The 13,588-nt window shown below is 70.8% G+C and carries 9 protein-coding genes; 4 read left to right on the top strand and 5 right to left on the bottom strand.

The window, feature by feature from the left end:
* The first annotated feature begins 112 nt into the window (after positions 1-112).
* The 4 genes from ACFOSH_RS12945 to ACFOSH_RS12930 all read left to right on the top strand — a co-directional run bounded on the left by ACFOSH_RS12945 (position 113) and on the right by ACFOSH_RS12930 (position 4,600).
* Complete coding sequence (locus ACFOSH_RS12945; protein WP_378239052.1) at positions 113-1,534, top strand: CCA tRNA nucleotidyltransferase; 1,422 nt, start codon at positions 113-115, stop codon at positions 1,532-1,534.
* A gap of 10 nt (positions 1,535-1,544) precedes the next feature.
* Positions 1,545-2,345, top strand: a complete 801-nt coding sequence (locus tag ACFOSH_RS12940; protein WP_378239051.1) for a DUF4241 domain-containing protein — start codon at positions 1,545-1,547, stop codon at positions 2,343-2,345.
* A gap of 79 nt (positions 2,346-2,424) precedes the next feature.
* Positions 2,425-3,732 carry a sensor histidine kinase gene (locus tag ACFOSH_RS12935; RefSeq protein ID WP_378239050.1) on the top strand — a complete coding sequence of 436 codons (1,308 nt, stop codon included), beginning with the start codon at positions 2,425-2,427 and terminating at the stop codon, positions 3,730-3,732.
* A gap of 16 nt (positions 3,733-3,748) precedes the next feature.
* The gene (locus ACFOSH_RS12930; RefSeq protein ID WP_378239049.1) at positions 3,749-4,600 is read left to right on the top strand and encodes a class I SAM-dependent methyltransferase; all 852 of its coding nucleotides are present in this window, start codon (positions 3,749-3,751) and stop codon (positions 4,598-4,600) included.
* A gap of 68 nt (positions 4,601-4,668) precedes the next feature.
* Here ACFOSH_RS12930 and ACFOSH_RS12925 read toward each other — a convergent pair whose 3' ends face one another.
* Genes ACFOSH_RS12925 through ACFOSH_RS12905 form a run of 5 tightly spaced genes read right to left on the bottom strand, consistent with a single transcriptional unit; the run spans position 4,669 to position 13,570 of the window.
* Positions 4,669-6,597: a TNT domain-containing protein gene (locus ACFOSH_RS12925; protein WP_378239048.1), complete on the bottom strand. Its 1,929-nt coding sequence runs from the start codon at positions 6,595-6,597 to the stop codon at positions 4,669-4,671.
* A 40-nt stretch (positions 6,598-6,637) separates the two neighbouring features.
* Positions 6,638-7,765 (bottom strand): ADP-ribosylglycohydrolase family protein, encoded by a 1,128-nt coding sequence (locus ACFOSH_RS12920; RefSeq protein WP_378239047.1) that lies wholly within the window; start codon positions 7,763-7,765, stop codon positions 6,638-6,640.
* A gap of 4 nt (positions 7,766-7,769) precedes the next feature.
* The gene (locus tag ACFOSH_RS12915; protein WP_378239046.1) at positions 7,770-9,839 is read right to left on the bottom strand and encodes a YrhB domain-containing protein; all 2,070 of its coding nucleotides are present in this window, start codon (positions 9,837-9,839) and stop codon (positions 7,770-7,772) included.
* A 14-nt stretch (positions 9,840-9,853) separates the two neighbouring features.
* On the bottom strand, positions 9,854-12,100 hold the full coding sequence (locus tag ACFOSH_RS12910; protein ID WP_378239045.1) for an ADP-ribosylglycohydrolase family protein: 2,247 nt from the start codon (positions 12,098-12,100) through the stop codon (positions 9,854-9,856).
* Entirely contained in the window at positions 12,101-13,570 is a 1,470-nt protein-coding gene (locus ACFOSH_RS12905; RefSeq protein WP_378239044.1) for a TNT domain-containing protein, read from the bottom strand.
* Positions 13,571-13,588: the final 18 nt, after the last annotated feature.

Here is a 13,588-nt window from a genome sequence, read left to right as displayed (position 1 = left end):
CCCGTGTTGGGCCGGGTCGTAGTAAGTGTCTCGGTAAGTACATCCAAATCGTGGTGGGATTGTCGTGAACAAGGTGGTCGCCGGGCAGGCGATTGCGGGGAAGAGCACTGCGATGCAGAACGCTGTGACGGAGCTGATGCGCATCTCCCCGCTGGCGGACGAGCTCGCGAAGCTGTTCGCGAAGGCGGGGTACAGCCTGTACCTGGTCGGCGGAAGCGTCCGCGACATGATGCTCGACAGGTTGTCGAGCGATCTCGACTTCACCACGGACGCGCGGCCGGACCAGGTGCTCAAGATCGTCAGCGCCTGGGGCGACGCGGTGTGGGACGTCGGCATCGCGTTCGGCACGGTCGGCGTGACGAAGCAGGGCATGACCCTGGAGATCACCACGTTCCGCGCCGACAGCTACGACCGCGTCGGCCGCAATCCCGAGGTCACCTTCGGCGACAGCATCGAGGGCGATCTGCTCCGTCGCGACTTCACGGTCAACGCGATGGCGATCGACCTGGCGAACCAGGCCTTCGTCGACCCGTACGACGGGCTCCAGGCACTGCGGGACCAGGTGCTCGACACGCCCGCGACCCCGCAGGAGTCCTTCGCCGACGACCCGCTGCGCATGCTGCGGGCCGCGCGGTTCTCCGCGCAGCTCGGGTTCACCGCGGCGCCGCGGGTGATCGACGCGATGACGTCGATGGCCGAGGAGATCGACCGGATCACCGCCGAGCGCGTCCAGGCCGAGCTGTCGAAGCTGCTGCTGGCGGACGACCCCCGGCCCGGTGTCGAGCTGCTGGTCGACACCCGCCTCGCCGACCGCGTGCTGCCCGAAGTGCCCGGCATGCGGCTGGCGATCGACGAGCACCACCAGCACAAGGACGTCTACCAGCACTCGCTGACCGTGCTCGCGCAGGCGATCGACCTGGAGAAGTCACACGAACCGACCTCCGAGCCGGATCTGATCCTGCGGCTCGCGGCGCTCCTGCACGACGTCGGCAAGCCCGCGACGCGCGAGTTCCAGTCCGGTGGCGGCGTGAGCTTCCACCACCACGAGGTCGTCGGCGCGAAGATGGCCCGCAAGCGTTTGCGCGCCCTGAAGTTCTCGAAGGAGATCATCGAAGACGTCAGCCAGCTCGTGTTCCTGCACCTGCGGTTCCACGGGTACGGCAAGGGCGAGTGGACGGATTCGGCGGTGCGGCGCTACATCACCGACGCCGGTGACCTGCTGCCCCGGCTGCACAAGCTGGTGCGCGCCGACTGCACCACGCGCAACCGCAAGAAGGCGGCCGCGCTGCAGGCGACCTACGACGACCTGGAGCGGCGGATCGAAGCGCTCCAGGCGCAGGAGGACCTCGACCGGGTCCGGCCGGACCTCAACGGCGAAGAGATCATGCGGATCCTCGGGCTCAAGCCGGGGCCGGACGTCGGCAAGGCGTGGAAGCACCTGAAGGAACTGCGGCTCGACCGCGGTCCGCTGGAGCACGACGACGCGGTGGCCGAGTTGAAGAAATGGGCCGCCGAGAACGGCATCGGCGGCTAGCGTTCCGCTCATGGGGGCAAGAGCGAAAATCGCCATCGCGCTGGTGGTGGCGGCCCTGGTCGCGACCTGCGCCGGGATCGCCGTGTTCTCCGGTCGCCCGGTCGCGGCACCGGCGCCCGAGAAGGCCTCGTGCGACGCGCCGCCGATCCGGCAGGTCGCCTTCGCGCAGCCGTCCGAACCCGCGCCGCCGCTGCGGCGCGACGGGTTCGACGAACTCTTCCGGACCGGCCGTGAGGTCCGGGCGGGCAGCGAACCCGCCGTCGTGGAGGTCGTCGAACTCGGCGATCTCGACCTGCCGACCGGGCGGCTGCTCGGCGGCGATCCGACCACCATCAACGACCTCACCCGGCCGCCGGTGCCTTTCCTCGTCCGGGTGCCGCCGGGCGAGTACCCGGTCTCCGTGGCGAAGGTCCGGTTCGCGGGTGCCGAGCATCGACGGGTCGCCGCGGCCCGGCTGACGATCCGGCCGGAGCCGGTGCTCCGCTGGGAACTCGCGCTGGTCAAAGACGAAGATCCCGCGAAACTGGGGCCGGACGAGTTCTACGGGTACGGCGTCGACGCCGGGCTCGGCGCGTTCGTCGACGCGGACGCCGTCCCGGCGCTGTGCCGTCTCGTCGGCGAGGATCTGGAGGGCCCGCTGATCAAGGCACTCGACGGCCCGGAGGCGGCGCTCGTGCGCGATCCGGTCAGCGGCCTGAACGTGGCAGCCTTCGGCTCCGGCTGGGGTGACGGCAGCTATCCGACCTGGATCGGCTACGCGGCGAACGGTCAAGTCGCCCGTTTCGTCACGGATTTTCACGTCGTCAGCTGAGATAAACACCGTTGGTCTCTGGATCCATGTGGCGTAACCGGAGATACTCCTGCCGGTGCTCCGGGCAGGGGGAAATTCCATGGCGAAGCGGCCGCCCAGTTTTCTGGTGACGTTGCTGCGTCGTGGCGCGCCCGCGCTGGCGACGGCGACGAGCGAGTTGTCCGACGAGGTCGGCGACCCGACCCCGATGCGGGCGTTGCGGCGGATCCAGCAGATGTCAGGTCCGATCGACACGGCCCATCGCGACAATCTGCTGCTCAGAGCCGCCCGCTATGTCGCGCTCGTCCCGTTGGTCTACCGGCTCTTCGCGGTGCCCGGCGTGTTCGGCGTCTACGTGTCCACACACGGCATGGTCGGGATCGGGCCGGTCGGGCTGGTGGCCCTCGGGTCCGTCTCGCTCTCGCTGTACGGGATCCGGTGGATGCTGCGCTCGGCGCCGTTCCGCCCGCAGCATGCCGCCCGGCTGCTGGCCCTCGACCTCGCGTTCACCCTGCTCGCGCCGCTGGCCATCGGCGCGCTCGTGCCGGCTTCGGTGTTCACCGAGGCGATGGCGGTGCCCGGCAAACACCTGCTCGGCGAGGTCGCGCTGCTGGCGCTGGCGCTGGGCATGCCCGCCGCCGCGGCGCTGGCTGTCGGCAGCTTCCCGGTGCGGATGCTCGCGTCCCTGTTCGGCACCGGCCACGCCGCGCCCGGCGACGCGATGGCCACCTTCCCCTCGATCCTCGGCGTCCTCTTCACCGCGAGCGGCGCCCTCGTCCTGATCGGGCTCGGCACCCGGCTGGCCCTCGCGTACGGCATCCGCAACGGCCGGATCGCCGAACGCGCCCGCCAGCACCGGATGCTGCACGACTCCGTGCTGCAGACCCTCGAAGCGATCGCGCTGGCCAACAAGGGCGATCCGGCCACGCGGCTGGCCGAGGTGCAGCGGCTGGCGCGGGCGCAATCGATGGAACTGCGGCAGACGATCGAGAACGAGGCGTCGGAACGGTCCGAAGCCGGGTCGCGGCCGCTGGGTGAGAAGCTCGCGTCGCTGGCGGCCGAGATGGCGCGCGACGGCCTACGCGCCCAGCTCGTGATCGCCGAACTCGACGACGACACCCTCTCGGAAGTCCGGCAGATCGCCATCCGCGACGCCGTCCGCGAGTCCCTGCGCAACACCCTCAAACACGCCGGGACGGACAAGGTCGTCGTGCGCGTCGAGGAGCAGGAAGGCGGCGTCGCGGTGATCACCCGCGATCACGGCGCCGGGTTCAGCCTCGACACCCGGCCCGCCGGTTTCGGGATCAGCGAATCCATCACCGCCCGGCTGAACGAGGTCGGCGGGACGGCCAGGGTGGAGTCGGCTCCGGGCAATGGCACCAGGGTCACCCTCTGGGTGCCCTTCTGACGGTAAACAGGAGAACATGAAGAAAACGGACGTCCTGGCCAAAGCGCTCATCGCGTACCGCGACGGTGACCAGGCCAAGGCAGCGGACCTCGCCGAGCGTGCCGGATCCACGCTCGGCCTCGAACTTCACCGATACCTGACCGAAGGCGGTGGCGGTGATGTCTACGACCAGCCCGCCGCGTTCACCGCGTTCATCCGCGGCGGCGGGAACGTCAAGCTCTACCGGCAGCTCAGCGTCATGCTCGCCCGGCGCTACGGCACCGTCGGTTCCCTGCTCGACCTCGGCTGCGGCGACGGGCTCGCCGTCGTCCCCGCACTCGAACAGGCGGACCGGCAGCCCGGCCGGATCGACCTGGTCGAGCCGTCGAGCGCGCTGCTCGCCGAAACGCGCAAGCACCTCGACGGCACCCACGGCCTGCACACCTGGGACGCCACCGCGCAGGAGTTCCTCGCCCGCGAAGACGACAGGCAGTGGCAGCTGACGCAGTCGACCTTCGCGCTCCAGTCCATCCCGACCGCCGAGCGCACCGAGGTCCTGCGGGCGCTCCGGCCGCGCACGTCGTGCCTGGTGCTGGCCGAATTCGACGTGCCCGAGTACGACGAAAGCTCCGACGAGTACCTGCTCTCCCTGGTCACGCGCTACGAACGCGGGATCTCGGAGTACGGCAAGGAGGCGTCGCTGGTGGCGCAGGGGTTCCTGCTGCCGATCCTGCTGGGCCTGGTCAAACCGGGGGCGGATCGGACGAACTGGGAACAACCCGCCACCGACTGGGCTTCGCAGCTGAAGGAGGCGGGTTTCACCGGCATCCGGATCGAGCCGCTGGCGGACTACTGGTGGTCTCCGGCCGTGCTCATCACGGCGTCCTGAGTTCCTGCGCCCGGCGTTTCGTCCCCTGGATGCGGTAGGGACACCGCGTCCAGAGGACGAAACGCGGGTTACTGGACGCGGGAAAGCGCGCCGGATTCGAGATGCTGAGCGATCGGCCGGGGCAGCACGTAGGCCACGGCCCCGCCCGGCGTCCCGTTCCACGGCGTGGTGACGCCGGTGACCACGCGCAGCGGCCGCAGGACGCGGTACAGGCGGCGTTCCCGTTCGCGGTCCGCGGCCAGCGACGTCTCGACGAACCGCGCCGGTTCGGCGTGCACGAGGTTGCCGGTCTCGTTCCCGAACCGCTGCACCGTGGTGCCCGCCGGCAGCACGACGATCCGTTTGCGGCGGAAGAAGTTCAGCGGCGGCTCGCCGCGCAACGGCAGGATCGGCCAGTCGGCCGGGTTGTCGGCCTCCTCGCTCGCGCCCACCGCGGCCCGTGCCGGGTACAGCAGCAGGGTGCCGAGGAAGAACCGCGCCGCTTCTTCGAGTTTGGCGAACGCCACCGGCTCGTCCGTCGGCGGACGCGACACTTCCCAGCCGTTCTCGGCGCGGCGCAACGTCCAGAGTCCCGGCTCGGGCACCGCGGTCGCGCCGATCCGGTACGCCGACGGCGCCACCCCGTGCTCGGCCAGCCGCTGGTACAGGACCTCCAGCACCTCGGCGGCGCGGATGTCGCGGGCCGGCTCGCCGTCGCGTTCGACGCGGGTGCGGGCGCTTTCGTCCGGCAGGTCCGCGGCGGTCTGCGGCGGCCGGGGTTTGCCGGTGATCTCCGCCTCGGCGGTCGCCCGCACCAGCTCGCCGACCAGCGGCGGGCGGAATCCGGCCGCCCGGATGTGCTCGACCAGTTCCGGCTCCGGCGGCACCCCGTACTTCCGCAGGTAGTGCGGGACGGCCGCGGGCCAGATCCAGACACCGTCGGTGTGGAAGGCGTTCGGCACGTCCGGCGGGCCGTTCGGGGTGAAGATGTCGGGCTGCGGACCCGGCCGGGACAGCGCCACCGGCGAGCGGAAGAGGTAGTCCAGCACGCCGCGGACCTGGTCCGGGGGCACCGGCGGCCGGTTGACGACCGGTCGTTCGCCCTCGTTGTGCGCGTCGGCGACCTTCGCGTGCCGGAACGCCACGTCCAGCGGCAGGCCCGCCTTGGCCGAGAGCCAGGCCGGGACGTGCTTCTGGTCGCGCGGGAAGATCGCGAGTTCGGTCGCGTACGCGCGCGGCGACGGCTTGCCGCCCTCGTTCGGCGCGATCCGCCAGGTCGGTTCCTGATCGGCGTCGAAGTCGAAGTCGAAATGCGATTCCGCGTCCAGCGTGAAGGTGCCCTGGAACCAGGTGCCCGTCTCGGGCTGGTGCATCGCCGCGCGCAGCCGCGCGAAGAGCGACCCGAGCTCCGGCGGGGCCGCGATGGACACCGACACCGGGCCGTTGCCCTCGTCGCCGACCGAGCGGACTTCGAGCTCGGCGTAGTCGCCGACCTGCCGGAACTGCGCGCCGACCCGCTGCCAGCCCGCCGGCAGCACGCGCAGCAGCGTCCGGCCGATGGCGCGCAGCAGCGGGGGCTGATCGCCCGTGCCGATCTCCGGCCGGGCTTCCGGCGTCTCGACGAAGTCGTGCCTGGTCTGCCACAACGCCGTCAGCCGCGACGGCGAGGCCGTGGTCGAGAAGTCCGTCAGACCCAGCTCGGCCGCGCGGGCCGCGTCCTCGCCCGCCCAGCGCAAGGTCAGTTCGCCGCCGCCGGTGTGCGGCGCGATCTGGAAGTGCTCGTCGTCGAACCGGCCGTGTGACTGCAGGCTGAAGGTCGCGCCGACCTCGCCGTTCAGCACCACTCGGGCAGGCCGCCCGTTCCAGTCGCGGTCGAACCCCTCGGGCGCCGCTTCCCCCGGCGGCGCGATGAGCAGCAGCGTGCCGTCTTCGGTCGACCGCTGGGCCGCGAAGACGGTTTCCCCCCATACGGCGTACAGGCCATCCGGCCGCTCCGCCGCTTGAACCCGGTAACGCACTTTGTGTCCCCTCCCCAAGTTCCCCAAGCCGGGGGTCAATCTAGTGGGCCGGATACCGGACGTACCACCGGTCGTCACCCGGGGCGTTCCCGCCGAACTCCGCGAGCGCGTCGTCCGCCAGTTCTCCGATGACCTCGGTCAGCTCCAGCTTCACGAGCCAGTCCGTGTTGAGCTCTTCCTCGCCGTACATCGCGCCGACGAGGTTCCCGCACACCGAGCCCGTCGAGTCGCTGTCGCCGCTGTGGTTCACCGACGCGAGCAGCGCGGCGTTCACGTCCGTGGTGGTCAGGGCGACGTAAACCGACATGGAGAGCGCGGTTTCGCCGACGTTCCCCTGGCCGAGCGTTTCGAGCTTCTCCGGCGTCGGGGCACCTTCGCGGGCGAGCGCGAGCGCCTGGTCCAGCGCGACGCTCTGCTCCTCGTGCCCCTGGTACTTCTCCAGTTCGGCACGGGCGGTCGCGACGGCGTCGAGCAGCGGTTTCCCGGTCAGCAGTTCGCGCACGATCACCGCGAAAGCACCCGACGAGAGATACCCGCTCGGGTGACCGTGCGTCAGCGCCGCGCTCTCGGCGCCGAGCCGGAACACCTCGGCGAGGTCGTCCGACCACAGCGCGACCGGCGCGGCGCGCATGACCCCGCCGCAGCCCTTCGAGTTGTTCACCGGCTTGTCCATGCCGGCGCGTACGCCGGTCTTGCCGTACGCCTCCAGCTCGCCGAAGCAGGTGAGACCGGGCGCGCGACGGCTGAACAGCTCGCGGTTCGTGATCAGCCAGCCGTCCGGCTCCACGCTCGTGTTCTCCGGGCCGCGTGCCCGCTCCCACGAGACGCCCTGGGTGTGCAGCCAGCGCTGGTAGGCCAGCTGGAGCGACTGCTCGACCGGTCCGGTTCCGTGCGCGGTAGCAAAGGTCCCCTGCTGCCTCCGGCCGCTGGCATGAGCCCTGATCAGGCCTTCCAGGGTGAACAGCGTCATCTGGGTGTCGTCGGTGATCCGCCCGACCCCGCCGTACGCGGGGATGAGGTCGGTGATCCCGTCGGGTCCGGCGATCTCTCGGATGCGGGCGATCGAATCGAACTCGGTCTTCGCGCCGAGCGCGTCACCGATCGCCCCGGCGAACAGGCTGCCGCGCAGCCGCGACCTGGTCGCCGGTTCCTGAAGCCATTCGCGCATTTCTCTACTGATCTCCTCGTGGGTACCGTTCCGCGTCCCAGCGCCGCCGCTCCTCGGGCTCACGGGTCAGGCCGAACCGGTTGAAGTAGTAATAGGCGTCGCCCGCCATGGCGTCGACGGCACCGAGGCCGGGGTACGCGGCGAGCCAGGACTCCGGCAGACCGGGCACGGTGAGCCTGGCGCCCACCATCGCCCCGGTCAGCGCCGCTGTCACCGAGCCGCCGCGAGCGGCCAGCGCCAGCGCGGCCTCGGCGTCGTGGCCCCGTTTGGCGGCGGCGAACAGCGCCCTGCCCAGTACCGAAAGCGGCGTCCGGCCGTCCCCGATGCTGTCGAACTGTTCGACGTCGGCGGCACTGTCGCCGTCGATGCCGTTCCTGAGGTCGAGCACGGTCTTGACCAGGTCGCCGACTTCGCCGCTGTACTCGTCGAAGCCTTCGAGGAAGTTCGCGACCGCCGGTTCGCCGTTCCGGGCGGCGAGTTGCGCGCGGAACAGGTTCACCAGCAGTTCGGCACCGTGGACGACCTCGTGGCCCGCCGCGGAACCGACCAGTTCACGGACCACCTTCATCGCGTAGAAGGTGCTGTCGCCGAAAGCCTGCGCCCCGCCGGTCACCGTCGCGGCGAGCGCCGTCGCCAGCATGGCCGAGAACTCCGCGGGCGCCGGTCCGGCGGACGCGGTGGCCTTGGCGACCCAGCCGTCCGGCCGTCCGCCCGCGGGCAGCGACGCGGGGATCTCGACCTTGTCCGGGGCCGCGTCCAGCCCGCGGATCACCGACTCGGTGTGGAACAGCAGTTGCCGGGTCAGCCCGCCCATCGGCAGGCCGTCGGCGGGATCCGCGCCCGAGCCGAGCGCGTCTCCGAGCGCGAAGCCGACGTACGCGCCGAGAAGCCGCGGATACGCGAAGCTGCCGACAGGGATCGTCGGGTTGTAGAACTTTCCGAACGTCCAGGCGGCCGGGCGCGGTTCGCCGTCGTCGTAGAAGTGCGTCACCAGGCCGGTGGCGAAGAGGTCTTCGGGCAGTTCCGGCAGCGGACGGCCGCTGTACTTCGCCCGGGAGCGTTTGAACGCCAGCGTCGCGCTCCGGGTGTAGCGGACGAGCTCGTCGGTGCTCAGGGGGTAGCCGTTGTCCCTGGCCTGGCCGACGAGATCCGACAGGTTCGCGATGGCCGAGCCGAGATCCGGGCCGTACTCCTCCTGAAGGGCTTTGAACGCTTCCGCGTAGCCCTCGTCGAAGTACGCGGGCCGCCCGACGGACTCGGGGCGTTCGGTACCCGCGGGGAGGTCGAGGTCGGCGACCTGCCGCAGCGTCTCCGGGTAGACGTTGAAGGTCTCCGGACGGCCGGGGTTGACCAGCAGGCCGACGCCGCGGTTGTCTTCGGGCCGTCGCAGGAGCACCCGGGGCTGGATCCGCTGCCACAACGTGTACTCGGACGGGATCTGCGCTTCGGACGTGTAGACGACGAACCGCGCGCCCGCGTCGCCGAGCAGACGCACCTGCAGGTGGCCGTCCTTCGCCGGGGCCAGGACATCGAGGTCCAGCATCCAGTGGACGAACTCCTCCGGCGTGATCCACTCGACGCGGAGGTAGCCCAGAAGCGTCTCGACCGCGCTTTCCGGCGCCGGGCGGCCGGAGAACCGCGGCCCCGGCCGGTGATCCGGGTTCACGCGGACCGCGCCGGTCGGCTCGCCGTAGAGCGTGTGCTGCTCCCAGCGCAGGATCGCCGCCTTCGGCACGGGCAGTCCGGGGACCGCGGCCGGATCGAATTCGGGATCGGCGACCTCGGTCCACCGGGTGAACGCGTCGTCGCTGTCCCCGCCTGCCGCCGAGACCGCCATCAGCTCCAGGTCGAGCCGGATCTCACCGCCGTCGTCCGGGACGAAGGCGACCGGGCTGGGGAACAGGCCCGCGCCGGGATCGGTCCCGTCGAGCCAGCCGACGGTGTTGTAGGTGACGTTCCAGCCGTCGGTCGCGCGCGCGACGTACTCGCGGCGGACCCGCAGCGCGCCGGTCCCCTCCCCGCCCTTGTCCGCCAGCCATTCCTCGACGCGGCTGACGGCTTCCTCTTCGTTCATCGTCCCCATTTCAGTCACCAGCGGGGATACCGCCGGTCCCAGCCGTCGACCTCGTGCAGCGCCGAATGGCGGTCGAAGTGCCAGAAGGCGTCGGTGGCGATGTTCTCCACCAGGTAGCGCAGTTCCAGCTGGTCGACCCACTTCTGCGGCAGACCGGGGATGCCGGTGCGGGCGCCGAGCAGGGCACCGGCGACGGCGCCGGTGATCGCGCTGCGGCCCGAGTGGTTGACCGCCCGCAGCAGTGCCTGCTCCGGGTAGTTCTCGAAGCCGGACAGCGCCGCGAACGCGCGGCCCAGCACCGAAAGCGTGCCCTTGCCGTCGCCGATCAGCTCCGGCACCCGCAGATCCGGCAGGCCGTGCTTGCCGAAGAACGGCACCGATTCCGCGACCATCGCCTTGAGATCGGCCCAGACCGGTCCCCGCTGGTGCGGGTTCTGCTCGCTGAAGATCTCCCGGGAGATGTTCCAGACCGGGTAGCTGAACGCTTCCGAGGTCAGCGCGGGTTCGAACAGCCAGGTCAGATACGTCGCCGCTTCGACGTCGATCTCCCCGGGATGGGTGACCGAGACGAGGTCGCGCACCGCCTGGCGGACGCCGCCGCTCATCGCGGTCCCCGGCCCCGCCGCGGTCATCGCCGCCGGCAGCGCCGCGACCAGCGCGTCGGGCCCACTCATCGGCATCGCCGTCGGCGAGACTGTGGCCAGCGCGTGGAAGGCGTTCAGTTCGGCGTCGTCGGGGGTGCGGCGGACGCGGAGTTCCGGCACCTTCACGAGCCAGCCGTCGGCGTTGTCCAGCGGTGCGCCCTGGGTGTGCAGCCAGCGCATCAGCGAGTTGCGGGCGACCGTGCCGAGCGCCTTTTCGGCGTCGCGGTTCTCCGGCTGCTCGCGATGCGGGCTGCGGATCACGGCCTCGGTGTAGAACAGCAGCCGCTGGGTGAGCGGCCCGATCCGGCCGGGCAGGTCGAACGCGACAGGCAGGTCGGTGACCCCGTCGGGGCCGTAGGTGTTGTGGATCTCGTCGAGCCGCATCCGGTCGACGGCCGCCCCGAGCGCCTCTCCGAGCGCGAAGCCCACGAAGGCGCCCGTGACGCGCTGCCAGCCGTAGCGCGAGCTGGAGCGATCCCGGTCGAAGTACTTGCCGAAGGTGTCCAAGCGCGGCTCGATCTGTCCGTCGTCGTCGTAGCCCGGCGCCAGCCCGTTCGCCCGCAGGTCGTTCGGGCGGCTTCGATGCGGCTCCGGCCGCTTGAGCCGGGCCAGCCACGACTGACCGAGGACTGTCTTCTGGCATTCCTCGGCCGTCAGTTCGAAGCCGCGGCGGCGGGCCCGTTCGGCGGCGGCCAGCGGCGCCTTCACCGGATCGGACAGGCCCATCTTCGCGGCGGTGTCGGCGGCGAGGGTCTCCAGTTCCGGATCCGCCTCGGGGCAGCGTTCGTTGACGTCGACGGAGGCGTCCCGGCGCGGGAACTTCGCCGCGGTCCTGGCGAGTTCGGCGCCGCTGACGTCCTCGAACGTCGCGGGCCCGCCGTTGATCACGAGGTTCGGCGGGCTCTCGTACCCGGCCAGGGTGGCGATGTCGACCTTCCAGTACCCGTGCTCGCGGGACGGGAGGTTCCTGGTCGAGCTGAACACCCGCAGCTCGGCGCGTTCCTCGTTGAAGTAGAACCGCTCCGTCTTGCCCGACGCCAGGTCGAGCGGGACGTAGACCTCGCAGCGCAGCAGTCCGATGAGCAGCTGCTCCCTGGTCAGCCAGCCGACGCTGGCGAACGACAGCAGCGTTTCGAGCTTGTTCTCCGGCTTCGGATAGCCGCGGCGGACCGGTCCGGCCCGGTACTCGGGGTTCTCCCGCTCTTCCCCGGTCTGCACGCCTTCCGCGTTGACCTTGACCCAGCCCGCGACGACCGGCGGCGGGACACCGAGGTCACCGAGCCCGGCCTTCGCGTACTCGGGGTCGACGACCTCGCGCCACGCCTCCTGGCCGGGGAACGCGACCGGGACGCTGAGCCCGCCGGGCTGCGGATGCGCCTGGCGCAGTTCGCCGTCCGGCTCGCGGACGATCACCGACGGCGGCGGGAAGATCTCCTTCTCGGCATGACCCTCGTCGAGGAAGGCGATCGTGTTGTACGGGACCGACCAGCCCTCGGGGATGCGAAGGACCTTTTCGTGGTCGACGCGCAGGCCGGCGCCGCCCGGTTCGGACACGTCCGGACCGTGGACCGCGCGCAGCCACTCTTCGACCTTGGCTACCGCTTCCGCCGATTCCACCTACTCGATCCTCTCCAGGCTGCCGTCGGACACGTGCTCGGCGATGGTCCTCGGGAGCACGTAGGCCACCGCCCCGCCGGGCATGTTCGCCCAAGGGACGGTGACACCGATGATCACGTGGAGCGGGCGTCGCAGCCGGTAGGTCCCACCGACACGCTCCCGTTCCAGCGGCAGGGACGTCGTGGCGAACCGTACCCCTCCGTGGTGAACCAGATTGCCGGTTTCCTCGCCGAACCGCAGTACGACCGTACCGGCGACCATCCGGCTGACGCGCTTGTTGCGGAGCAAGGTGAGGGGAGGCTCACCCGGCGCCGACCGCACCGGCCAGTCGGCGAGTTCCTTCGCGGTCTCCAGCGGCGTCTCGTGTCCGGCGGTCATCCTCGCCGGATGCAGCAGGAGGGCGCCGAGGAGCTGATGCGCGGCGTCTTCGAGCTTGTCGAAGTACTTCGGCGAGGTCGGGGAGCCGCCCGAGTAGGCCGCGACCTCCCAGCCCTTCTCGGTGAAGTTGAGGCACCAGGCGCCGTCCGAGCGGTCGCCGATGCGGTACGCCTCCGGCCACACGGCGTGCTCGCCGAGCCTGCTGACCAGCACGACCAGGAGCTCTTCGTCGGTCAACGACGGATTCGGCGACGTCTCCAGGTCCGCGGCGATGTCGCCTTCGGTCTTCTTGACGTCGGAGCGGCCCGGCTTCGGCCTCGGCTTGCCGAGCAGATCCGCTTCCGCCGTCCGCCGCACGAGGTGCTCGACGTACGGCGGCTGGAACCGCTGGCCGCGGATGTGCTCGACCAGCTCCGGCTCCGGCGGGATCCCGTACTTCCGCAGGTAGTGCGGGACGGACGCGTGCCAGATCCAGGTGCCGTCGGTGTGGTAGCTCTCCGGGACGTCTTCGTCGGCCTCCGGGGTGAAGATGTCCTTGCCGAGACCGCTGCCGGAGAGGATCGCCGGTTCACGCTCCAGGTACTGCGCGACCAGCGGCGCTTCGGACTCGTCGAGCTCCGGTCTGTCCACCACCGGTGGCTTGCCCTCGGTGTAGGCGTCGACGATCCGGGCGTGCCGGAACTCGACGCGCAACGGCAGCTGCGCGCGCAGCCGCCACCAGTCCGGGATGTGCTCGTCCTCGCGCGGGAAAGCGGCCAGCTCGTCCGGGTACGCCGAAGTCGCCGGCGCCCCGGTCCACGACGGCTCGTCGTCCAGGGTGAAGTCGAAGTCGAAGGTGCCGTCGGATTTGAGCGTGAACCGCGACTGCAGCCAGGTCCCCCGGCCGACGGCGTACATGCCGGTGCGAAGCCTGCCGAAGAGCTCGTTCAGCTCAGGGGCGGGCGTGAGGTTGTGGCCCTCGAGTTCGGAGTGCTCCCCGGCCTGCCGGAAATCGGCGGCCGCGGCGTGGGCGGGGTCGGTGATCCCCGCCAGGATGAGCCTGCCGATCCGGACCAGCAGCCCGCGCTGTTCTTCGGAAGTGAGTTGTTCCACGTGAATCATCGCGCCCGG

Source organism: Amycolatopsis speibonae (assembly GCF_042647925.1).
Lineage (GTDB): Bacteria > Actinomycetota > Actinomycetes > Mycobacteriales > Pseudonocardiaceae > Amycolatopsis > Amycolatopsis speibonae.
The sequence above is the reverse complement of the archived record's forward strand: the minus strand, read 5'-3'. Positions and strand labels throughout refer to the sequence as shown.